We start from the raw sequence: 22,696 nt of genomic DNA, 5'->3' as shown, positions 1-22,696 counted from the left end.
TTTATATTTCTAATTTAATTACTAAATCTTCAAACTTTTTCAAAGTTTCTTCCATTGAAACTTCTGATTTTCCACCAGCAGCATTTGTGTGACCGCCTCCATTAAAATGATCTCTGGCAAACTGATTTACATCAAACCCGCCTTGTGACCGAAACGAAATTTTAATGATTTTTTCCTCTTTGTTTTCTATAAAAATGGCAGTAAAAATAATATCTTTTATACTTAATCCGTAATTTACGATTCCTTCTGTATCGCCTTTTACATAATTAAATGAATCTAATTCTTCCTGTGTTAAAAAAGTATAAGAAGTTTTATGTTCTGAGAAAATTTTCATGTTCTGCAAAGCACGTCCTAATAATTGTAAACGGCTGTAAGAACTATTGTCAAACAATAAAACCGGTATTTCAGTATTTTCTACTCCTAAATCAATTAATTCAGCTACAATACGATGTGTGTTTCCTGTAGTTTTAGGAAAACGAAAAGAGCCTGAATCAGTTAATATTCCAGTGTAAATGCAAGTAGCAATGGTTTTATCCAGATCCTCTTTTTTGTTGAGAAACAAAATAAAATTATAAATCATCTCACACGTAGAACCGTATGAGGTGTCAGAGTAAGTGTAAGCTGCATAATTGTGTGGTTTTTCATGATGATCGATCATGATAAACGGAGCTGTCATCTTGGCTAAAGTATGTTCCATTTCACCGGTACGATGCAAAGCATTGAAATCAAGTGTAAAAATTAGCTCAGCTTCTTCTAATATTTTGGTGCAGTTTTGAGTGTCTTTTTCAAAAATTTTTACCGTTTCAGAACCGGGAAGCCAGGCTAAGAAATTAGGGAAATCATTAGGCGCAATAACTGTTGGCTGATGATTGTTTTTTAATAAAAAGTGGTATAATCCTAATGTAGAACCCATGGCATCACCATCTGGGCCTCTATGTGGAATTATTGCAATTTTCTTTGGGGTTGATAGTAATAATTTTACTGCTTCAATATCTTGTATTTTCATAGTGTGCGAATTTACATTTTTTTAATGTAATGCTGAAATCATTTTACAGATTAACACACTTTTATGGATTTGGTTTTTCTTTGTCTGAAGTTTCAGGTTTGAGGTTTAAAACCCGTTCGATAAGAACGGCTTATTTTGCAGCGTGTAGCAATTCGGATTCAGTTTGGAATTTGGTATTTCTAAAATTGGTATTTCATTTTACAAATGTTTTAAATTCTTTTCTTTGTAATTTTTGATACAATTTGTATTTCGCACCTTTTACAATTTGCGATTTATAAATTCCCACAGAACCCGACGAAAAATAAGCAATCGTGCAAGCAAGAGCAATAAAAATTCCGGGCTGAATTCCAAATAATTCCATTCCCATAATAGTGCAGGCTACAGGAGTGTGGGTTGCGCCAGAAAATACAGCTACAAATCCCAGACCTGCTAAAAGTGCAATTGGCATTGGAATTATGATAAATAATGCGCTCCCTAAAGCGGCACCAATGAAAAATAACGGAGTTACCTCACCACCTTTAAAACCGGCACCTAAAGTAAAACCGGTGAATAAAATTTTAAGAAGAAAATCATACCATTCATTTGGGTGATAAAATGAGTCAATAATAAAAGGGACACCTAATCCTGAGAATTGTGTAAATCCAAAACCTCCAATTGCTATCGCTAAAATGATTCCTCCAATTGCAGGACGAAGTGGCGGATATTTAATGGTTTTAGAAAAAAGAGTTCCCCAAAGGTGAGTGCTTCTTGCAAATAGCAATGCAGTTAAACCCGATAATAGCCCCACAATTAGGGTATAAAATAAACTGCTAAAATTTAATTCAGGAATAATAGGGATGCTGTAATGAGTATGTTTTACCTGCCAGAACTCAACAGTAAAATAAGCAGCATAGGCAACTACAAATGAAAGAAGAGTACTTTTTAAATTGATTTTGCTGAAATATAAAACTTCCAGAGCAAAAACGGCACCGGCTAAAGGTGTACCAAAAACGGAGGCGAATCCTGCGCTGATTCCCAGGATAATCAAAATTTTTCTTTCGGAATTATCTAAATTGAAAAGCTTTGTAAATTGATCTGCGATAGCGCCGCCCATTTGTACAGCAGTACCTTCACGTCCGGCTGATCCGCCAAATAAATGTGTGATTAAGGTTCCTAAAAGCACTAAAGGAGCCATTTTAAAAGGGATCACTTCCTTAGGGTTTTCGTATTCTTCAAGCAATAAGTTATTGCCTTTTGCAACAGATTCTCCCCAATAATAATAGATCAATCCCACTAAGAAGCCGCCAACAGGCAAAAACCAGATAATCCAGTTGTGTTGAATTCTAAATTGTGTGACATACTCGAGTGAAACTAAAAAGAAAGCAGATGCTGATCCTGAAAGCAGACCTGTTAAAATACAAATCAAAATCCATTTGAAAATGGTCAGAAATATTTTTTTTAGTTGTCGAAAAGTCATTTATAATAAAAGTTTTGCCACGAATTTCACTAATTAAAACGAATTTTAAAAGTTTGTGTTTGTAAAATTTTAAATTCGAGTAATTGATTAACTAATAAAAGAAATTAAATAGTGATATTCGTAGCAAAATAAATTATTCCTGAACTACAGCAGTAAACTCAATTTCAACCAGATATTCAGGAGCTACCAATTTGCTGATTTCATAAAATCCTGTTGTTGGTTTTACATCCTTAAAAAAAACAGCATGTGCTTTTGCCACGTCTTCAAAAGTACTAATGTCAGTAGTAAAAATTCGGGTTCTGATCACATCTTTCATTCCAACGTTCAAATCTTCCAATACTTTTTCAATACGTTCAAGAATATTATAAGTTTGTGCATAAGCATCATCGGCTTTTACTTTTTCGCCATCAACAATAGCCACTGTGCCTGAAACTTCAATAATATTGCCAATTCTTACGGCACGACAATATCCCATTTTTTCTTCCCATGGTGATCCTGTTAAGATGTTTTCTCTTTTCATTTTATGTTTTTTTTGATTTGCTTTTTAAATTTAAAAACAAATTCCGGTTAATTAATTCTGTTGCAATTTATAAAATATGTAACTGATAAAAGCTGAATTTCTTTGAAATCACTTCGTGAATTTTTATTTTTTGTGATATTTTTAATTGATTTCAGACCAGGTACTGATGTTTTGATATTTGTTCAAATAGTAAAAAACGGTTTGTCTGAAAAAATCAAAGCATAAATTATTCTTTTGAATGTTTAGAAAATTTTGCAGGTTTTTGTTTCTAAAAATTAGCCTAATATATTGTTATAAATGTCATAAATTGGTATTCAGGAATTAAATTATGCTATTTTTGCGATATCAAATTGTTGCTATTTATAAAATTTTCAAAGCCGAATTCGATAATACTTTTTCAATGAAGCACATTTTATTTTTCATATTATTAGTTACTTCCCTGACAGTTTCTGCCCAAGTTGATTTTAACTCCGGATTTAAAACGATACCTGCTCCCAAGTTTAGTGCTAAACCTAAAAAAAAGACAATTCCGGAAGTCAAAGATCCACAGGCAGAAAAAACGGATATTCCAAGTATTAAAACACCCAACGTTTTTGATAATACCAGTATAACTCCAAAATCTAAGTTTCAGATTGGGGAAGAAAAAAGCAAATTCACAATGTCAACAGAAAATGATTTTGCTAACCCGGGTGATCGTTATGTGGGTAAAATGGAAAAAGATTTAGATAAAGCATTAAAAGATGCCGGATTAAAAGAGGATGATCAGCAATTGGTTTTAAAAGATGTTAATTTTGGAGAAATTAGAACTAGTTCTGCTTATTTCGTTATAAAGTTTCGTGATTATGGGGCTATAGATGGTGATTTGATCAAAGCTGTTTTAAATGGAGATGTTGTTAAGGAAAGATTACTTTTAAGTTCTAATTTTCAAGAATTTAAAATATATTTTAAAGAAGGTTTTAATCCGTTTTTCATAGAGGCTCTTAATAAAGGAAGTCTTGGTGGAAATACAGGAGAATTTCAGATTTATGATGCTGAAGGAAATTTTATATTATCTGAAAAATGGAATAACTTTGAAGCAGGTGTCAAAGCAAATTTTTTAATTTACAAAGAACAAAAGTTACTTACTAAAAAATCTCAAAAAAAATAATTTTGCTTTGAAAATTATTTTTTTTTCGGACTTCTTAATTTTATCCTGATGTCTTATATTTTCAATGATTAAATCATTCTTTTTAATCGAAAAATCACTTTCTTTTTCTGCAATAAAGGCACTTATTTTTTTTAGTCTGGAACACATTAAATCGCCAATTTTTTTTTTCGAGAAAGAGTTTTCGATCGTTTGTTTGCCATTTAATTTTATATGTTCAATATGGGTATAATTATCATATACAAACTTTAAAACTTTTTTTGAATTTTCGATATCAGGTTCAGCATACTCATAGCCCTGTTTAATAAAATCAGAATCTTTGTCCTGTATCATTAACTCATAGTGGATTAAGAAACTGTTTTGGTTATTCATGAATTCTAAATTCCCGGAATACCCTGTTCCAATCACTATTTTGTTTCTTGACATGGCTTCGGCAAGTGTCAGTCCAAAGCCTTCAGCGCGGTGAAGTGAGACATAAGAGTGGCAGGAATCGATAAGCTGTATAAGCTCTTTTTTTGTATAGTCTTCGTTGATAAGGATAATCGATTTGTGATCTTTTGTCTGTTCAATAAATTTCTGATGTAAGCGTTTGTTCTTTTCCAGGTTAACGGTTTTTAGTATCAATACAACATTAGGGTTAGCAGAAAAGGTATCCAAAAAACATTTTATAAGGCCATCAGTATTTTTTCTTCCCGGTGTACTTAGTGAATCAAAAATGGATAAGAAAACAAATTTATCCTGTAATTCTATTTTTGGTTTGCTTTGTTCAATTTCAATACGTTCAATTAAATGAGGTATTTTTATAACGGGTTTAAACGAATAAGAGGCAAAAACATTTTGACAAAAACTGCTAGGTACCCATATTTCATCAAAAAGGGGCAGGAGGCTAACAAAATCTTCAGGAAGCTTATTAAATTCCCATGCCCAGTAAGCGATGTTGTATGTGTTTGATGCTATATTTATATCGTTATTTAGTAAAAAACAAGGAATATCATTAATATTTATATGATAGATGTTGACTATATTATCAGTAATGGAATCCTGTAAAGGTCCACCTTCTCTAATTAACTCAATATTATTCTCTATATAATTAATTTGGTTAAGAATAAAAGTACTGTCTTTTAATGCTGAAAAATTTGCTCTTGCAGCTTCAGAAATGCCTGAAGTTTTTGAAAAGGTGGCGTGATAATTAATAGTGATGTTTTCCATATTTTTAAGATCTCTTTTTGTAGAATTTGTTTTACGGGACTTCATGAAATTTGTTTTTAATGATTGTCCTTAATAAATATGTTCTACTTTAAATAGATGAAAAAATATGCAAAAGTTGCTTTCAAAAATGCTTAATTTTAATTTTTGAATGTAAGTGTTTTGTTTTTAGTGAATTAATGTGTGAGTTTTTAATCTCCTGCTCAGAATATTACAGAGGATCTGCAGTAACCCTAAATTTCATATTTGCTTTTACCGTTACATCTTTTGTTAAGGTTTCCTTTAATGTGACTTTTGTTCTTATTTTATAACTGTCTGCTTTAATGTACTCGTCTAATCTTTTATCCGTACAAATCAAATCAATCGAATTTGCTGTAGTGCTAATATTTTCCTGATAAGCTAATTCTATTTCGTTAGACTCTGTTGTTGAGATATACAAGTGTATTGATTTTAGAAATGTAAATGTTTTGTCTGAAGGATCAGAGATTGCTAATTTTAAAGATCTAAGCTTAACATCTTTTACCAGGTTTGCTTTGGTTTTGTTATTTTCAAATTCAGAAGATGAATTTGTAGTAACTTCAGGAGTAATAATCTCCGAAGGTAAGTTGATTGGTGAAGTGCTATTGATTTTAATAGAAGCTTCATTTGAAATGCTGAAGGTTAATAAATCATCAACAACATCACAAGAGGTTAAAAAAAGAGACAGGCAAACTGTCAAGGCAATAAGTTTTGACTTCATAGTTAAATTCAATTGGTTTTTTGTAGATACGAAATTGTTAGAATTTTAGTTTTGTCTTTTTGTTTTAAATGCTGATTTTTTATTTATTATTTAAAGATAAGATGCCAGAATATTAAGAACTTAAGAGCCTTGTATTTAAAAAGAAAAAAAAATCAAAATTCAATTTTTCATTTTCGAATTTAAAAAGTATTTTTGCGCATGCAACACAACGTACTTATTTTAGATTTCGGATCGCAATATACTCAACTTATTGCGCGTAGAGTTCGCGAATTAAATATATTCTGCGAAATTTTTCCTTACAATCACTTTCCTAGTGATTTATCACCTTATAAAGCCGTAATTTTGGGAGGAAGCCCATTTTCTGTTCGCGGAGAAGATGCTCCACATCCTGATTTATCTCAAATTCGGGGCAAACTTCCATTATTGGCAGTTTGTTATGGGGCACAATACTTAGCTCACTTTAGCGGAGGTGAAGTAGCTGCTTCCAATACCAGAGAATATGGAAGAGCTAATTTATCTTATATTAAGGAGAATGAAGTTTTCTTTAATGGAGTTTCAGAAAACAGCCAGGTTTGGATGAGCCATAGTGATAGTATCAAAGCGCTTCCAACAAATGCTGTAAAATTAGCCAGTACTCACGATGTAGAATATGCAGCTTATAAAATTGAAGGCGAAACAACTTATGCAATTCAATATCATCCCGAAGTTTTCCATTCGACAGATGGATCAAAAATGCTGGAAAACTTTTTAGTAAAAATTGCCGAAGTTCCTCAAAACTTTACACCAAATGCTTTCGTAGAAGAAATGGTGGCGGAGCTAAAAGAGAAACTAGGAAACGATAAAGTGGTTTTGGGACTTTCTGGCGGAGTAGATTCTACTGTAGCGGCAGTTTTATTAAACCAGGCAATTGGTAAAAACCTTTACTGTATTTTCGTAAACAACGGATTGCTTCGTAAAAACGAATTCCAAAATGTATTAGATCAATACAAAGGAATGGGATTAAACGTAAAAGGTGTTGATGCAGGAGACCGTTTCTTAGGCGAATTAGCCGGAATCAGCGATCCTGAAACCAAACGTAAAACTATCGGACGTGTATTTATCGAAGTTTTTGATGATGAATCACATTTGATCGAAGACGTAAAATGGCTGGCACAAGGAACAATTTATCCTGATGTAATCGAGTCTGTTTCGGTAAAAGGGCCATCGGCAACAATTAAATCACACCATAATGTTGGTGGATTGCCGGATTATATGAAATTAAAAATTGTAGAACCACTTAGAATGCTTTTTAAAGATGAAGTGCGACGAGTTGGGGCTACATTAGGAATAGATCCTGAGTTATTAGGAAGACACCCTTTTCCGGGACCAGGATTGTCAATCAGAATCCTGGGGGATATTACTCCGGAGAAAGTTCAGATTTTACAAGATGTAGATTCAGTTTTTATTGAAGGGTTGAAATCATGGGGATTATACGATAAAGTTTGGCAGGCCGGCGCAATTTTGCTTCCTGTAAATTCTGTAGGTGTAATGGGCGATGAACGTACTTATGAAAAAGTAGTAGCACTTAGAGCTGTTGAATCAACAGATGGAATGACTGCTGACTGGGTTCATTTGCCTTACGACTTCCTGATGAAAGTGTCAAATGATATCATCAATAAAGTAAAAGGCGTAAATCGTGTAGTTTACGATATCAGTTCGAAACCACCTGCAACTATTGAGTGGGAATAATACGATATTTAAAAATAAGGTCTTACATTTGTAAGGCCTTAATTTTTTATAACCTACTATTTATGAGAGAACTTTTAACGATTTCTCTTGTGTTTATTTTGTCTTTTAACAAAATAGCTGCGCAAGATTCAATTATTGAACACAAAATTCAAAAAGGAGAAACCGCTTATTTTATTGCCCAAAAGTATAAGGTTTCTATTGATGAGATCTACAAGCTCAACCCCGAATCACAAAACGGAATCAAAGACAATCAAATTATTAAGATTCCTGTTCATACAGCACAAAAACAAAATTCAAACCGGCAAATAATCCATATTGTTGCCCAAAAAGAAACTCTTTTTGGCTTGTCGAAACAATATAATGTTTCTGTGGAAGCGCTTCAAAATGCAAATCCAATTCTTATCAATGGACTTCAGGTTGGTCAGGAATTGGTAATTCCGCAAAATACTTCAAAAACTGAAAATATTACTTCTTCAAAAGCAACACATTTGGTTGTAGCTAAAGAATCCTTATTTAGTATTGCCAGACAATATAATGTTTCTGTGCAGGATTTGGAAAGTCTAAATAAAGGTCTTCTTCAAAACGGATTGCAAATTGGCCAGACAATCGCAATTCCAAACAAAAGAAAAACGCTCGATGGAAGAGTTCGTGTAATTAATCAGGAAACAATTTTTCATGTTGTTGAAGCTAAAGAGACTAAATTTTCTATTGCCAAAAAATATAACATCTCTATCGATCAGCTGGAGTCTCAAAATCCTGAAATTGTAAACGGACTAATTGTTGGAAATAAATTAGCTATCAATACAAAAGAGATTAAGCCAGCAAACGAAAGTGAAGAATTGATGCTGGCACTTGCTGAAAAACAAGTTGTTGTCGAAAAAACTAAAGCAAAAACCATAGAAATCGATGATTTAAAAGACAGACTGATTGTTCAGAAAGAAATGAATGAAAAGATCATAAAAATCAATGATTTGAAACTGAACCTGAATGACATGAACGGCTCTAAAGAGAATTCGGTTGAAAAGCTGCGTTTAGTTTTAGAAGCAAATAAAAATGTTCAGGATATTTTAATGAAAAAATTAGATTCTTTGGTTACTACAATGAACAATGACCTGGTCGAGTTGAAAAGAATGGATGTGCTGAATGTTAATGAATCAAAGCGATTAGAAAAGCAATCGTATGAAAGTATTGGTAAAACAAGTGAATTATCTTCTCAATTAAAAAAAGAACTGGCAGAAAACCGAAAAGCGTATGCCGGTTTAATGAATAAAGTAGAAAGAATTGCTCTTGAAGAAAATCAGGAATATAAGAAAAAAATCCGCGAAAGCGAAAAAAAGAACAGTACTACATCTATTCAGCAAAGACTTTCTTTAGAAGAAATTAAACGTTATAAAATCGAACAGGAGCAAGGTGATGCTCAAAATCAGCTCTTGATTGCTAAAATTGATTCATTGGATAATCAGAAAAAAATTGAGGTAAAAAGGCATATCAGTAAAGCTTCTTTTTATAGTATGGAAGCAAGAAAATTTGATGATAAACTAGCTTTGATGAAACTGAAAAAATATCAGGATGAAGCGATTAAAAATCATAACGTATCTGATTCAGAAGAAAAATCTAAAATAATTTCTCTGGAAGAAATGAAAAAGGAGCTTAAAGAAAACCCGTTTAAAAATGAAAAAAATGTAAAAATTGAAGCTTTTGATAATTTAAAAGAAGTTTCGAATGGTTATTATCTGGTTTTGGGTGCATTTTCAGATCCAGAACCAAGAGATCAATTAATAATGAAACTAATTGATTCGGGAGATTTTAATGCCAGTTTCTTTTTTAATATAAATAGTCTTTCTTATTATGTGTATTCGGATAAATACAATAATATGGAAGAAGTTCTATATCAATGCAAGAAAAGAGAAGAAGATGAGTTATATAAAAATGTTATTATTGCAAAGGCAGAAATTGATCTCAGATAATAATTAGTAAAGAATTAACTTTCGGACTGATTTTTGTTTTGAACATAAATTAGTATCTTGTTCACATTAAAAAATAATTGTTTTTAACATCTATTATGAAATATTTTTTCACCCTGTTTTATTTTGTTTTTTTTATTACGTGTTCTGCTTTTTCTCAGGGAAAAGTAACTAAATACACAGTGTCAAATGGAGAAACAGTCAATCAGATTGCACAGAAATTTAAGGTTACGCCTTATGATATTTATCAGTTAAATCCGGATGCCAGAAATGGAGTAAAGCCTAATACAGTTTTATTAATTCCGAGTAATAGCAATAAGGATGTGTCTGTTAAAAAAGACGTTACAACTGCCAAAAACGTAACTTCTCAAAAAGGAGGAACGCATGAAGTTCAGCCAAAAGAAACACTTTTTGCAATCGAAAAAAAATACGGTGTTTCTGATGAAGCACTAAAGGCTGCAAATCCGTTTTTAGTAACAGATGGCTTACAGATTGGACAGACATTAGTTATTCCGTCAAAAGGAGCATTGCCAAAAACAGCTGCTAAAACAATTAAGGAAAAAGCCCAGGAAAAATATGTATATCACGATGTTCAGCCAAAAGAAACTAAATATTCAATTGCAAAACAATACAAAACTACTGTTGAGGATCTAGAAATGCGTAATCCGGATATTGTTGCTAATTTACCGGTTGGATATAGATTGATCATAAAAGGAGTTGCACCTACACAGGAAGGTATGCCTCTGCCAGTTGTAAATAATGAGAAACCTGCTGACACTAAAAAACCTGTTGAAAATTCAAAAAAAGTAACTACTTATATGGAGTATCAGGTTAAGCCAAAAGAAACTTTTTATAGTTTAGGAAGAACTTTTCATATAACTCAGGAAGAATTAACAGAACTAAATCCAGCACTTTCTGAAGGTGTAAAAGAAGGAATGGTTTTAAAAGTTCCGTCAGGATATGTAAAACCAGTTCCGATCGTTGTACAGCAGCCAGTTGAAAAAACTGAGGATAAACCAGTAGAGAGCAGAGAAGAAGCGCCTTCAGGCGGAGGAATAAAAATCCTTGAAAAAGTAAAATCTGAAACTGTTTCTGCTGATCCGCAAGTGGTTGAGCTAAGTAGAAAAAGAGGCAACAACGAGCGTAAAAAGGTAGTTTTACTATTGCCTTTCAATTTGGCAAAAATGCAAAATGATACGCTAAGTCCGGCTACCCGAATTAAAAGTGATAAATTTTTGAACATGACTCTTGATTTTTATTCAGGAGCAATGATGGCAATTGACTCAGCAAAAGTTTTAAAATTGCCTATTGATATTTCAATTTATGATTCACAGGAAACGAAAAGCACATCAAATATTTCTAGTTTGATTTCGCAAAATAAATTGCAGGATGCTGATGCGGTTATCGGTCCATTCTATCAAAACAATGCAGAAGCTACGGCAAATTCATTACGAATGTACAATGTGCCTGTAATTTCGCCGTTGTCAAAAGATTCAGCCAACCCAATTGGTAATTTGTACCAGTCAATACCGTCTAATGACATTGTTAGAAATACTATTTTTGATTACATGCGCTCAAAAAACGGTAATATTGTAGCTGTAGTTGACAAGAAAAAAGAATCTGTAATCAGTTACATCAAACAAAATCAAAAAGGAGTTATCTTAGCTTCTTTAACAGAAACTGGAGGTTTGGATGTAGCCAATCTGAAAAGTTTATTAGTGCCGGGCAGAATAAATTATGTCGTAATGGAAACAGGTAATACTGCAATGATTAAGACAACCATAAAAGCTTTGATTGACGCTCAGAGAACTTGTCAGGTGCAATTGGTGATTTTGGAACCAAATAGTACTTTGGATACAGATGAGATTAGTTTTGAAAACCTGGTGAAATTAAAATTAATGTATCCGTCTGTTACCCGGGAAAGTGATGAATCATCTGTATTGATTTTTGAAAAAGAATACAAGTTAAAAAATAAAGTAAATCCAAATACTTATGCAACCCGCGGTTTTGATGTAACGTTTGATACCATGATGCGTCTGGTTCAGGGAAAAACATATCAGGAAACAACAGATTTAATGACAACAGAACAGGTTGACAATAAATTTCAATATTATAAAAAAGAAGATGGTGGACACGCTAACAAAGGTGTTTATATTTTATATTACGATTCAGACTTAACTTTAAAAGTAGCAAATTAATGACATCAAAAGTAACCTATTTAGGTGATTTAAGAACAAAATCAATACATGTACAATCCGGAAGTGAAATTATTTCAGACGCACCACTAGACAATAACGGTAAAGGTGAGGCATTTTCTCCAACAGACACATTAGCAAATGCTTTAGCAAGCTGTATGTTTACTATTATGGGAATTAAAGCCCGTGATTTAAATGTTGATTTAGTTGATTCTACGGCTGAAGTTACTAAAATTATGAACGCAGAACCACGAAGAATTGGAGCAATCGAAATTGTTTTTGAACTGATAAGCAATGCCGATGAAAAGAGCAGAACAATTTTAGAGCGAGCAGCAATGACTTGTCCTGTTTTTTTAAGTTTAAATTCTGATATCGAAAAGAGAATTACTTTCAACTGGAAATAGAAATTATAGTAAATAAACAAGGAAGCAAGAAAAGAAGTAATTTTTTTTCTTGCTTCTTTTCTTTTTAAAATGGAACAAGACAAAAAACTTCTTATAAAATTAGCTCATACCAAAATGCCCTTTGGGAAATATGAAGGCCGTTTTTTAATTGATTTACCCGAGTATTATGTAGTTTGGTATCATAATAAAGGTTTTCCAAAAGGAGAATTAGGGCAGCAATTGCAACTTATTTATGAATTAAAATTAAACGGCCTGGAAGAACTGATTCGGAATATTCAAAAACAATATCCAAAGCCTTTAAAATAGGTTTTTGCTTTTTTCTATGAACATATATCAGAATGTAATAAGGGATTCTAACAATAATTAAGTTAGTGAGAAAATTACTTTTTAAATGTTAATAACTTTGTGGTACTGTAGGGGTTTCGAATTTTCGTTTCTCTATTTTTGTGAAAATTAACATAAAACCATATGGAAAAAAATTTACAATCAAATGCAGGTCAGGGAATGGGCGTTGCTGCTTTAATATTAGGTATAATTGGTACCATTACGGCTTTTATTCCTTGTTTTGGTTTAATTGCAATCATCTTCGGAGTGCTGGCAATAGTTTTAGGGGCAATTGGAATGTCTCAGGCTAAAAAAGAAAATGCATCTACAACAATGCCAAAAGCAGGTTTGATTCTTGGAATTGCTGCTACAGTATTTGTAATTATTTGGGTTTTAATCGTAGTAGGAACTATTGGCGCAACTGCTATTGCTCATAAAGATGAGATATCTGATGCTATCGATTCTATAAAAGTAGAAGCGAAAAAAATAGAAATACAAGATTCATTAAATACAGAAGCGCATATTGTAACAGATACTACTGTTACGGTTGAAGAATAAAAATAATTACACTTTTTAATGCCACAGATCAAATCTTCTTACGAACAGGAATCTTATAAAAAGATAAACATAATTTTTGCACTGTTAATTATGTTTATTTTTTTGTATTCTTACTTATCACCTTATATGAGTTTTAGATTGAGCTCTTCCTGTGATGGATTACCGCAAACTTATTGTAAAAGCCGTGGCTTGACAAGAGCTTTTTCGCAGATTCTGAGATTGAATTTTGAGAAAGCAATACTGTTTAATGTTTATAGCATAAAAGTTTTTTTATTTTTCCTTGTTCAATTGATAGTTAGGTTTTTTTTAAATGTCATTGTCAAATTGTCTAATTTTAAATTGTTAATTTTTTCTGATGTAATTTTTAGTTTGCTGTTCTTTCTTTTTTCATTTTATGATTTAGTATTGATTTAATTGTTTCTAAAATCAGATGATTGTTTAAAAAAATAAGAATTGTGAGATAGAAAATATTGATTATGGAAACAATTCGTCTTCTACCTGAAAATTTGCAAAATTATCTCATTCCTGAATAGAGAAATTGTCTAATTTAATTTGTACTTTTGCCAAGTTTTTTACACAACTACAATACAAACAACTACAGAATGAATCAAACAAAATATATTTTTGTTACAGGAGGTGTGACCTCTTCATTAGGAAAAGGAATTATTGCGGCATCTTTGGCTAAATTGTTACAAGGAAGGGGATATCGTACCACTATTCAGAAATTTGACCCATATATTAATGTAGATCCGGGAACATTGAATCCGTACGAACACGGAGAATGTTATGTAACGGACGATGGTGCAGAAACTGATTTGGATTTAGGTCATTACGAGCGTTTTTTGAATGTTCCTACTTCTCAGGCGAATAACGTTACTACAGGAAGAGTTTATCTTTCGGTTATTGAAAAAGAAAGAAGAGGAGAGTTTTTGGGAAAAACGGTTCAGGTTGTTCCTCATATTACAAATGAAATTAAAGACAGAATGCAATTGCTTGGTAAATCAGGTGATTATGATATTGTTATTACTGAAATTGGCGGAACTGTGGGTGATATTGAATCGTTGCCTTATATAGAATCTGTTCGTCAATTAGTTTGGGAATTGGGTGAAAATAATGGAATTGTAATTCATTTAACTTTAGTACCATTTTTGGCTGCTGCCGGTGAGTTAAAAACAAAACCAACACAGCACTCTGTAAAAACGTTGATGGAAAGTGGTATTAAAGCAGATATTTTGGTTTGCAGAACAGAGCACGAATTGTCTCAGGAATTGCGCAATAAATTGGCTTTGTTTTGTAATGTGAAAAAAGAAGCAGTTATTCAATCTATCGATGCTTCAACAATATATGAAGTTCCAAATTTAATGCTTGAAGAGGGATTAGATGTTGTGGCTTTAAAAAAATTAGATTTACCTAAAAAAGCTGCTCCGGATTTAAAAACATGGAACACTTTTTTACGCCGATTAAAAAATCCTAAACAGACCGTAAATATTGGTTTGATTGGGAAATATGTAGAAATGCAGGATTGTTACAAATCTATTTTAGAAGCTTTTATTCATGCCGGTGCTGCAAATGAAACTAAAGTGAATGTAATTTCTATACACTCAGAACATATCAATATTGATAATGTTGAAGAAAAATTAGGTCCTCTTGACGGTATTTTAGTCGCTCCCGGTTTTGGTGAAAGAGGTATTGAAGGGAAGATTGAGGCAGTTCGTTTTGCACGTGAAAATAATATTCCATTTTTCGGAATTTGTTTAGGAATGCAAATGTCGGTTATCGAATATTCAAGAAATATTTTGGGCTATGCTGAAGCGAATTCTACCGAGATGAATGATAAAACCAAACATCCTGTGGTAAATTTGATGGAAGACCAAAAAACAGTTACAGATAAAGGAGGAACAATGCGACTTGGAGCATGGAAATGCGATATTAAACCAAATACGCTGGCACACAGAATTTATGGTGAAAAAACGATTTCTGAGCGTCATCGCCATCGTTATGAATTCAACAATAAATATAAAGAGGAATTAGTAAAAGCGGGCTTAATTGCATCGGGAGTTAACCCTGATACTGGTTTGGTAGAAATTGTAGAACTTGAAAACCATCCATTTTTCATTGGTGTACAATACCATCCTGAATATAAAAGTACTGTAGCAAACCCACATCCAATTTTTGTGAATTTTGTGGCTGCAGCTGTAAATACGCATAAAAAATAATATTAATATTCCGGAAGGGTGTAACTTTTGAGTAAAACTCATAACTAATACTCTAAAACGAATAACTTTTTTAAACTATAATGGAAGAAAAAAAATTTGACCTTAATTCAATCATTGGTTTTGTATTGATATTTGGAATCCTTATTTGGATTATGTACCAGAATAAGCCTTCTGAAAAAGAGATTGCTGCTGAAAAAGCCAAGAAAGAATTAGTCGCTAAACAACAAGCTCAGGGGAAAGCGGATAAAACTAAAACTGCTGTTTTGCCTATTGCTGCAACTCCTGGAGATACTGTTCAGCTTGCACAATTGCAAAAAACATTAGGGGGTTTTGCTTACTCGGCTACACTTCCGTCTGCAAAAGAAGCTTACACAACTATCGAAAACGAAAAGATTGAACTTAAAATTGCTAACAAAGGCGGTTATATTATTGAAGCAACATTAAAGGAGTTTGAAAGATTTGAAAAAGGTTCTAAACAATTAGTAGAATTGATTAAAGACAATAATTCTAATTTAAATATTCAGTTACAGACAACGGATAACAGGACTTTAAATTCTAAAGATTTGTTTTTTGAGCCAACAGTGACTAAAGTTGGTGCAGATCAAATTTTATCAATGCGTTTGAAAGCTGGAGCTAACGAGTTTTTAGAATATAAATATATCCTGAAACCAAACGATTATTTAGTTGGTTTTGATGTTCGTTCTCAGGGACTAAATAAAGTTTTGAATTCTTCTAAGCCATTAGATTTAGTTTGGGATTTAAAATCGTTCAGAAACGAGAAAAGTGTTTCTATCGAAAAGCGCTATGCTCAACTTGAGTATGAGTATGGAGATGAAAAATACAGTTCAGTAAATCACGGAGAAGGCAAAGAAGATACTCCGGAAAAAGTGAGTTATATAGCTTTTAAACAGCATTTTTTTACTGCGATTTTAGCTACTGATAAACCATTCGAAAAATCGAAACTGCAATCAGATGACTTAGTTAAAGACGAAAATATTGATACTACTTATGTAAAGCAATTTAAAGCAATTGTTCCATTGGCTTTTACAAATGGAGAAGTTGATTATAAAATGAGCTGGTATTTTGGACCATCAGATTATAAAACATTAAAATCATACGATAAAAATTTCCAAAAAATTATTCCACTAGGATGGGGGATTTTCGGTTGGATCAACCAATGGATTTTTATTCCATTATTCGGGTTTTTAAGTTCAACAATTGGTTTGTCATTAGGAATTGCCATTATTATTTTTACTATTCTTATTAAATTGGCCATGTCGCCAATTACTTATAAGTCATTTTTATCGCAGGCTAAAATGAAAGTCTTGCGTCCTGAAATTACAGAGTTGGGAGAAAAATTCAAAAAAGACCCAATGAAGAAACAACAGGAAACAATGAAGCTATATAACAAAGCGGGCGTAAACCCAATGGCTGGATGTATTCCTGCATTGATTCAGCTTCCTTTTATGTATGCATCGTTTCAGTTCTTTCCGTCAGCTTTTGAACTAAGACAGAAAGGTTTTCTTTGGGCAAATGATTTGTCTTCTTTTGACTCGGTTGTAAAATTGCCATTTCATATTCCATTATATGGAGATCATATCAGTTTGTTTCCAATCCTGGCAGCAATTGCAATTTTCTTCTATATGAAAATGACTTCAGGCGATCAGCAAATGGCAGCTCCACAGCAGGAAGGTATGCCAGATATGGCGAAGATGATGAAGATCATGATTTACGTTTCACCATTAATGATGTTGATTTTCTTTAATAGCTATGGTGCCGGATTGAGTTTGTATAACTTTATTTCGAATTTAATTACAATAGGGATCATGTTTGTAATTAAAAACTATATTGTTGATACTGATAAAATTCATGCTCAGATTCAGGAAAATAAACAAAAAGAGCCTAAAAAACCAAGCAAGTTTCAACAGCGTCTTCAGGAAGTTATGGAGCAGCAGGAAGCAGCTAAAAAAACTCAAAATAAAAAGAAATAATCTTTTACAGAATTAAAAAAAGGTCGAGATTATCTAATTTCGACCTTTTTTGATATATAAATCTTTGTAAATAAGAATTATCGTTATGTCCATTGGGACAAATCTTTTCGATATGTTTTTCTTTGGCAGTGAATTTTTGGATCAAAGTTTTTCCATAGTAAATGAATAGCATTGTTTTCTAATAGTTCAGGTGTTCTGATACAATTTTGAATTCCTTTTTCGGAGAAAGTTTTATAATATTCATCAAAAATAATCGCTGTAACTCCTTTGTTTTGATAGTCCGGATGTACTCCGATAAGATAAAAAACAACGTCTTTACTATGTTTTCGTGCTTTTAATAAATGAAGAAATCCAAATGGAAAAAGCTTGCCTTTTATCTTTTGTAGTGCTTCTGTAAAACTAGGCATTACGATGCTGAAAGCAATTAATTTATCATCTTTATCAACAACAAATTTGATATATTCCGGGTTAATGAAACTAATATATTTTTTTTTGAAATATTCTTTTTGGACATCGGATATCGCTACAAATGAAGCTAACTTTTCGTAAGATTCATTAAATAAATCAAACATTTTGTCAACATGTGGCATAATGTCTTTCGTCTTTGTAAAAGTTAACGATTTTAAGCCATATCTTTTTTTGATGAGTTCTTGTGCTTTCAGGAAAAATTCTGGTTTTACATTTGAAAACGGAAAAATACTTTCAATGTATTCTTTCTCGATCTGAAAACCTAACTGTTCAAAATGGGTGACATAATAAGGATTGTTATACCAGGTAATCATTGTTCCTATTTGATCAAAACCTTCTGTTAGAACTCCTACTTTATCTAAATTTGAAAATCCCATTGGGCCTTCCATGTGTTCCAGGTTGTTTTGTTTGCCCAGTTCATGCACTTTTTCCAGTAAAGCTTTAGTTACTTCGATGTCATCTATAACATCAAACCATCCAAAGCGAACTTTCTTTTTTTGCTGGTTGTTGACTTCTGCCCAATTAATAATGGCTGTAATTCGTCCTGCAATTTCATTGTTTTTATAGGCGATATAAAAATAGGCCTCTGCATTATCAAAAGCTGGGTTTTTCGTCTTGTCAAAGGACTCTAATTCATCTGCAATAATAGGAGGTACCCAATATGGGTTATCCTTATATAAAGCAAAAGGAAATTTAATGTATTCGGTTAATTCCTTTTTTGTTTTGGCTTCTTTAATTGTAATCATTAAACTTGTTTTTATTATTTTAAGAAATTAAAAGGATTTGAAAAAAGCTATTTTTTTTTCTTCTCATATTTTGCTTTTCTTTTGCGCTCTTTTTCCTGATAGTCTTCTTCTTTTTGCGTTTTTTCGAGTGCCTCTTGTTCTTCTTTTGTAAGTTTATCTTTCTTATCCTTTTTAGGCTTTTTGGGTTTACCTACTCTTGTTAGTTCTTCTTTATGTTTGTCATCATAGCGTATAGAAAAACCAATTCCACCGTAAAGTAATGAAGGAGTATTTTTTAAATTTTTGCTTATTGATGCATCAACCTGTACGTTTCTTGATAATAAATAAGCTGCTCCGCCTCTTACGATTAGATCGCTATATAAATCGCTTTTATAAGCCTGATTTTCTACAAAACCGGACCATTTACTGTTGAAACCTCTTGTTAAAGTTAAAATGTATCCATATCCGGAGTTATCAGTACCTATATAATCTGCAATAATATTAGATACTAATACCCATCTTCCATCACCAAAATGATTTTGGGTCATCAACATTATTTTTGGAGAAAAGCCGGATTCATTTGAATAAAAATTGAGTGTATTTGAATTGTATGCATAGGGATTATTTTTATAAACAAAATTAGCTCCTGCAAAGATTGAAACTGCAGGAATTAATTGGCGCCATTTAAATTTTTTACTTGGGCCGTAACTGTAAATATTAACATCACCTTTATAGTTTTTGAAAGGATCATAAATTAAATATTTAGCACCTAAATTAGTCTGCTTAAAATTACTTTTCTTAAAACTGGTTACTGGTGTTGTGAAGGTTTCATTTTGATACTGAATATCTGCGATAAATTCCAGCTGTTCTAAAAAAAGACCCCAGCGAAGTGTGAAATCAGTTCCAAAACCAGTAGCTTCATAATTCTGTACATCATGTTTTTCATTTATGCCATACAGACCAACTTCAGCCTGAATTACGGATTTTCCAACAGAGAAAGCCGACATGGTTTCTCCTGGGCGATTTGAATTTATAACATCTGTATATTGTGCAAAAAAGTATTGTGGGAATAAAAATAGGCAAGCTATCAAAAAGTTTTTAATTTTTAACATATATGTATTTTTTGATTAAAAAGTAATAACGTTTTCAAATGTACTATATTTTATTATTTATTTAAGATTGATATTTTAATTTTGAACAATGGTTTTATTAATTTTGAAAAAAATTAAACGATTATGCAAGAAGCATCATTTACAGGCTTAAGAATTATCATAGGTATTATAGCTTTTTATTATATTTTTAAATTTTTAGCCAGAATCTTTTTGCCTGTTCTTGTAAAAAAAGCGGTTGAAAAAGCAGGAGAGAATTTTTCTAGACAACAACAATATAGTCAGGACAATACATGGCAAAAAACGCAAGTCAATAATGATGAAATAATCATTAATACGACTAATGCTAAAAATCCGCGCGAAACCAAAAAAGTGGGCGATTATGTTGATTACGAAGAAATAGATTAAGTTTGTACCCTGAAATAATCAGGATTCATCATTTAACCAAACCAACCTAAATTGAAAATAGTAAATAAGTTCTATCCGCATGCCCTTGTTATATTGGGTTTTATTTTAGTTTCCCTAATTTATTTTTACCCGGTTTTACAGGGAAAACAAATTTTCCAATCCGATATTGCTCAATATACCGGAATGGCAAAAGAACAAAATGATTTTAGAGCTGTTGAAAAATCAGAGCCGTATTGGACAAACTCTGCTTTTGGAGGAATGCCGACTTATCAGTTAGGAGCAAATTATCCAAATGATTTTATAGGTAAGTTAGATGATATTTTGCGTTTTTTACCACGTCCTGCTGATTATTTATTTTTATATTTCTTAGGTTTTTACGGTTTGCTTTTGGTTTTAAAAACAGATCCTTTAAAAGCATTTATTGGTGCAATAGCTTTTGGTTTTTCAACCTATTTAATTATAATTCTTGGGGTTGGTCATAATGCAAAGGCACATGCAATTGCATATATGCCTTTGGTTATCGCAGGTTTTATATTAGTTTTTCAAAAAAAATACATTTGGGGAGGACTGCTTACCATGTTTGCGGTTGCATTAGAAGTGAATGCAAATCATTTTCAAATGACTTATTATTTATTAATTTTCCTTCTTATACTTTCAGGGTACTATACTTTTCAATTCATTAAAGAAAAAGAATATAAAGGATTTTTAACCTCAATTGGTGTTTTGGCCATTGCCGGAATTTTAGCAATTGGTGCAAATGCTACTAATTTATTAGCTACAAGTGAATATGCTAAGTTTAGCACGCGTAGCAATAGTGAGTTAACTTTTAATCCCGATGGATCTAAGAAAACCAATGAAAATGCCTTAAGCCGTGAATATATTACAGAATACAGTTACGGAATTGCTGAAAGTTTTAATCTTATTGCACCAAGACTTTTTGGTGGTTCTAATCATGAAAATGTAGGAACTGACAGCCGTATGTACTCATTTATGACCGAGCAGGGAGTTCCTTCTACACAAGCACAGGATTTTGTATCAGGAATGCCTACTTATTGGGGCGACCAGCCTATTGTAGCAGCTCCGGCTTACATTGGGGTCGTGGTTTTCTTTTTAGGTGTTTTGGCATTATTTATTGATGACAGAAAAATAAAATATGTCTTTTTAGGAGGAGCATTATTTTCATTAGTGCTTTCCTGGGGAAAAAACTTCTCATTATTAACTGACTTTTTTATTGATTACTTTCCAATGTACGATAAGTTTAGAGCAGTTTCTTCGATTCAGGTAATATTAGAATTATGTTTTCCTGTTTTGGCAATTATGGGATTGCAATCGTTTTTTAAATCAAAAGAAGAACCCAAATTGCAGCAAAAAGCACTTATCCAAACTGGTGTTTTTGGTTTGGGAGTCCTTATAATTTTAGTATTTGCAAAAGGTTTTTTCCATTTTTCAGGAAGCAGTGACAGTTACTTTTTAGAAAGTTACGGTCCTGGGTTTGTTGATGCTTTAAAAGAAGACAGAATGACTTTGTATTCTGCGGATTTATTACGTTCAGGATTTTTTATTGTAGTGACTTTTGGGATTTTATGGCTCTTTATCAAAAATAAACTGGCTCAGAATACTACTTTAATTATCGTTGGCATTTTAATGGTTTTTGATTTGTTTTTTGTAGATAAAAAATATGTTTCAGCAAAAGATTTTGTGAGTCCGGTTGAAATTGCAGCTCCATTTCAGGAAACCCCTTCAGATGCTCAAATTTTAAAAGATACTACGCATTACAGAGTTTTCGAAGTAAACGGAAATATGTCAAGTGCCCGGGCATCTTATTTTCATAATTCATTAGGAGGATATCATGCTGCTAAACCAAGAAGAATCCAACAGTTATTTGATTATCAGATTGCAAAAAATAACATGGAAGTTTTGGATATGTTAAACGTAAAATACATTATTCAGACAGATAAGGAAGGAAAAGAATTTCCAACAGTAAACCCAAATACAAATGGAAATGCCTGGTTTGTGAGTACTGTAAAACTTGTAAATAAACCAGATGATGTGATGAAGGCGTTGGATCATATTGATACCAAAAGAGTTGCGGTTTTTAACGTTCATGAACATGAAGCTAAATTTAGAAGTGCCCGATTAAAAAAACAATGGGATACAACCGGAACAATAAAAGTAATTCAATACAAACCAAATTATATCAAATATCAATCGGATAACGGAAAAGACGGCTTAGCTGTTTTCTCTGAAATGTATTATAAAAATGGATGGAATGCTTATATCGACGGTCAATTAACAGATCATTTTCCTGTTGATTATGTTTTAAGAGCTATGGAAATTCCGGGTGGAAAACATACTATCGAATTTAAATTCGAACCTCAGGTTATTAAAACGGGTAGCAGCATTACACTGGCAAGTTCAATTGGTATGTTATTGTTTTTAATTGGAGGAGTTTATTTTGAAAAATTTTTTCGCAAAGATTCGCAAAGAAATCACGGAGATACTCAAAAATAATTTAAAATCTTTGTGATACTTAGT

General features: G+C 32.3%; 18 protein-coding genes. 11 read left to right on the top strand and 7 right to left on the bottom strand.

Features of this window, described 5'->3' with window-relative positions:
- Nucleotide 1 precedes the first annotated feature (1 nt).
- The 3 genes from BXU10_RS22445 to BXU10_RS22430 form a co-directional block, all read right to left on the bottom strand.
- Nucleotides 2–1,006: a bifunctional oligoribonuclease/PAP phosphatase NrnA gene (locus BXU10_RS22445; protein ID WP_078229695.1), complete on the bottom strand. Its 1,005-nt coding sequence runs from the start codon at nucleotides 1,004–1,006 to the stop codon at nucleotides 2–4.
- A gap of 193 nt (nucleotides 1,007–1,199) precedes the next feature.
- The gene (locus tag BXU10_RS22435; RefSeq protein ID WP_078229693.1) at nucleotides 1,200–2,462 is read right to left on the bottom strand and encodes a chloride channel protein; all 1,263 of its coding nucleotides are present in this window, start codon (nucleotides 2,460–2,462) and stop codon (nucleotides 1,200–1,202) included.
- 133 nt (nucleotides 2,463–2,595) lie between these two features.
- The gene (locus BXU10_RS22430; RefSeq protein ID WP_078229692.1) at nucleotides 2,596–2,982 is read right to left on the bottom strand and encodes a RidA family protein; all 387 of its coding nucleotides are present in this window, start codon (nucleotides 2,980–2,982) and stop codon (nucleotides 2,596–2,598) included.
- Between the two features lie 337 nt (nucleotides 2,983–3,319).
- On the opposite strand from BXU10_RS22430, the gene BXU10_RS22425 reads away from it, so the two are divergent.
- Nucleotides 3,320–4,129, top strand: coding sequence for a hypothetical protein (locus tag BXU10_RS22425; protein WP_223255538.1), 810 nt, complete (start codon nucleotides 3,320–3,322; stop codon nucleotides 4,127–4,129).
- Here BXU10_RS22425 and BXU10_RS22420 read toward each other — a convergent pair.
- Nucleotides 4,100–5,380 (bottom strand): glycosyltransferase, encoded by a 1,281-nt coding sequence (locus BXU10_RS22420; protein ID WP_078229691.1) that lies wholly within the window; start codon nucleotides 5,378–5,380, stop codon nucleotides 4,100–4,102. The genes BXU10_RS22425 and BXU10_RS22420 overlap by 30 nt on opposite strands.
- A gap of 163 nt (nucleotides 5,381–5,543) precedes the next feature.
- Nucleotides 5,544–6,071, bottom strand: a complete 528-nt coding sequence (locus BXU10_RS22415; protein WP_078229690.1) for a hypothetical protein — start codon at nucleotides 6,069–6,071, stop codon at nucleotides 5,544–5,546.
- Nucleotides 6,072–6,269: 198 nt separating this feature from the next.
- Between BXU10_RS22415 and guaA the strand changes: the two genes are divergently transcribed.
- The 8 genes from guaA to yidC all read left to right on the top strand — a co-directional run bounded on the left by guaA (nucleotide 6,270) and on the right by yidC (nucleotide 17,451).
- A complete protein-coding gene (guaA, locus tag BXU10_RS22410) occupies nucleotides 6,270–7,799 on the top strand; it encodes a glutamine-hydrolyzing GMP synthase (RefSeq protein WP_078229689.1) in 1,530 nt (509 codons plus the stop codon).
- Nucleotides 7,800–7,861: 62 nt separating this feature from the next.
- On the top strand, nucleotides 7,862–9,766 hold the full coding sequence (locus tag BXU10_RS22405) for a LysM peptidoglycan-binding domain-containing protein (RefSeq protein ID WP_078229688.1): 1,905 nt from the start codon (nucleotides 7,862–7,864) through the stop codon (nucleotides 9,764–9,766).
- A 95-nt stretch (nucleotides 9,767–9,861) separates the two neighbouring features.
- Complete coding sequence (locus BXU10_RS22400) at nucleotides 9,862–11,961, top strand: LysM peptidoglycan-binding domain-containing protein (RefSeq protein WP_078229687.1); 2,100 nt, start codon at nucleotides 9,862–9,864, stop codon at nucleotides 11,959–11,961.
- Entirely contained in the window at nucleotides 11,961–12,362 is a 402-nt protein-coding gene (locus tag BXU10_RS22395) for an OsmC family protein (protein ID WP_078229686.1), read from the top strand. Before BXU10_RS22400 ends, BXU10_RS22395 begins: the two co-directional genes overlap by 1 nt.
- Nucleotides 12,363–12,431: 69 nt before the next feature.
- Entirely contained in the window at nucleotides 12,432–12,668 is a 237-nt protein-coding gene (locus tag BXU10_RS22390; protein WP_078229685.1) for a DUF3820 family protein, read from the top strand.
- Nucleotides 12,669–12,830: 162 nt separating this feature from the next.
- Nucleotides 12,831–13,244 (top strand): DUF4190 domain-containing protein, encoded by a 414-nt coding sequence (locus BXU10_RS22385; RefSeq protein ID WP_078229684.1) that lies wholly within the window; start codon nucleotides 12,831–12,833, stop codon nucleotides 13,242–13,244.
- A gap of 602 nt (nucleotides 13,245–13,846) precedes the next feature.
- Nucleotides 13,847–15,460, top strand: a complete 1,614-nt coding sequence (locus tag BXU10_RS22375) for a CTP synthase (RefSeq protein ID WP_078229682.1) — start codon at nucleotides 13,847–13,849, stop codon at nucleotides 15,458–15,460.
- Nucleotides 15,461–15,540: 80 nt separating this feature from the next.
- On the top strand, nucleotides 15,541–17,451 hold the full coding sequence (yidC, locus tag BXU10_RS22370) for a membrane protein insertase YidC (protein WP_078229681.1): 1,911 nt from the start codon (nucleotides 15,541–15,543) through the stop codon (nucleotides 17,449–17,451).
- Between the two features lie 83 nt (nucleotides 17,452–17,534).
- On the opposite strand, the gene BXU10_RS22365 is transcribed toward yidC, so the two are convergent.
- Nucleotides 17,535–18,665 (bottom strand): GNAT family N-acetyltransferase, encoded by a 1,131-nt coding sequence (locus BXU10_RS22365; RefSeq protein ID WP_078229680.1) that lies wholly within the window; start codon nucleotides 18,663–18,665, stop codon nucleotides 17,535–17,537.
- A gap of 47 nt (nucleotides 18,666–18,712) precedes the next feature.
- The gene (locus BXU10_RS22360) at nucleotides 18,713–19,756 is read right to left on the bottom strand and encodes a transporter (protein WP_031454931.1); all 1,044 of its coding nucleotides are present in this window, start codon (nucleotides 19,754–19,756) and stop codon (nucleotides 18,713–18,715) included.
- A 123-nt stretch (nucleotides 19,757–19,879) separates the two neighbouring features.
- Between BXU10_RS22360 and BXU10_RS22355 the strand changes: the two genes are divergently transcribed.
- Entirely contained in the window at nucleotides 19,880–20,161 is a 282-nt protein-coding gene (locus BXU10_RS22355) for a DUF4834 family protein (protein WP_078229679.1), read from the top strand.
- 51 nt (nucleotides 20,162–20,212) lie between these two features.
- Nucleotides 20,213–22,672: a YfhO family protein gene (locus tag BXU10_RS22350; RefSeq protein WP_078229678.1), complete on the top strand. Its 2,460-nt coding sequence runs from the start codon at nucleotides 20,213–20,215 to the stop codon at nucleotides 22,670–22,672.
- The last annotated feature ends 24 nt before the right edge of the window (nucleotides 22,673–22,696 follow it).

Origin of the sequence: Flavobacterium sp. LM4, assembly GCF_002017935.1 — a bacterium.
Classification (GTDB): domain Bacteria; phylum Bacteroidota; class Bacteroidia; order Flavobacteriales; family Flavobacteriaceae; genus Flavobacterium; species Flavobacterium chungangense.
This window is presented reverse-complemented; position numbering and strand designations above follow the sequence as displayed.

Bases quoted from the DNA above. Each gene is read 5' to 3' on its own strand.
- BXU10_RS22420 (WP_078229691.1), bottom strand. From the start codon at position 5,380: ATGAAGTCCCGTAAAACAAATTCTACAAAAAGAGATCTTAAAAATATG.
- BXU10_RS22430 (WP_078229692.1), bottom strand. From the start codon at position 2,982: ATGAAAAGAGAAAACATCTTAACAGGATCACCATGGGAAGAAAAAATG.
- BXU10_RS22375 (WP_078229682.1), top strand. From the start codon at position 13,847: ATGAATCAAACAAAATATATTTTTGTTACAGGAGGTGTGACCTCTTCA.
- BXU10_RS22445 (WP_078229695.1), bottom strand. From the start codon at position 1,006: ATGAAAATACAAGATATTGAAGCAGTAAAATTATTACTATCAACCCCA.
- BXU10_RS22385 (WP_078229684.1), top strand. From the start codon at position 12,831: ATGGAAAAAAATTTACAATCAAATGCAGGTCAGGGAATGGGCGTTGCT.
- BXU10_RS22360 (WP_031454931.1), bottom strand. From the start codon at position 19,756: ATGTTAAAAATTAAAAACTTTTTGATAGCTTGCCTATTTTTATTCCCA.
- BXU10_RS22415 (WP_078229690.1), bottom strand. From the start codon at position 6,071: ATGAAGTCAAAACTTATTGCCTTGACAGTTTGCCTGTCTCTTTTTTTA.
- BXU10_RS22405 (WP_078229688.1), top strand. From the start codon at position 7,862: ATGAGAGAACTTTTAACGATTTCTCTTGTGTTTATTTTGTCTTTTAAC.
- BXU10_RS22400 (WP_078229687.1), top strand. From the start codon at position 9,862: ATGAAATATTTTTTCACCCTGTTTTATTTTGTTTTTTTTATTACGTGT.
- BXU10_RS22365 (WP_078229680.1), bottom strand. From the start codon at position 18,665: ATGATTACAATTAAAGAAGCCAAAACAAAAAAGGAATTAACCGAATAC.
- BXU10_RS22395 (WP_078229686.1), top strand. From the start codon at position 11,961: ATGACATCAAAAGTAACCTATTTAGGTGATTTAAGAACAAAATCAATA.
- yidC (WP_078229681.1), top strand. From the start codon at position 15,541: ATGGAAGAAAAAAAATTTGACCTTAATTCAATCATTGGTTTTGTATTG.
- BXU10_RS22355 (WP_078229679.1), top strand. From the start codon at position 19,880: ATGCAAGAAGCATCATTTACAGGCTTAAGAATTATCATAGGTATTATA.
- guaA (WP_078229689.1), top strand. From the start codon at position 6,270: ATGCAACACAACGTACTTATTTTAGATTTCGGATCGCAATATACTCAA.
- BXU10_RS22390 (WP_078229685.1), top strand. From the start codon at position 12,432: ATGGAACAAGACAAAAAACTTCTTATAAAATTAGCTCATACCAAAATG.
- BXU10_RS22435 (WP_078229693.1), bottom strand. From the start codon at position 2,462: ATGACTTTTCGACAACTAAAAAAAATATTTCTGACCATTTTCAAATGG.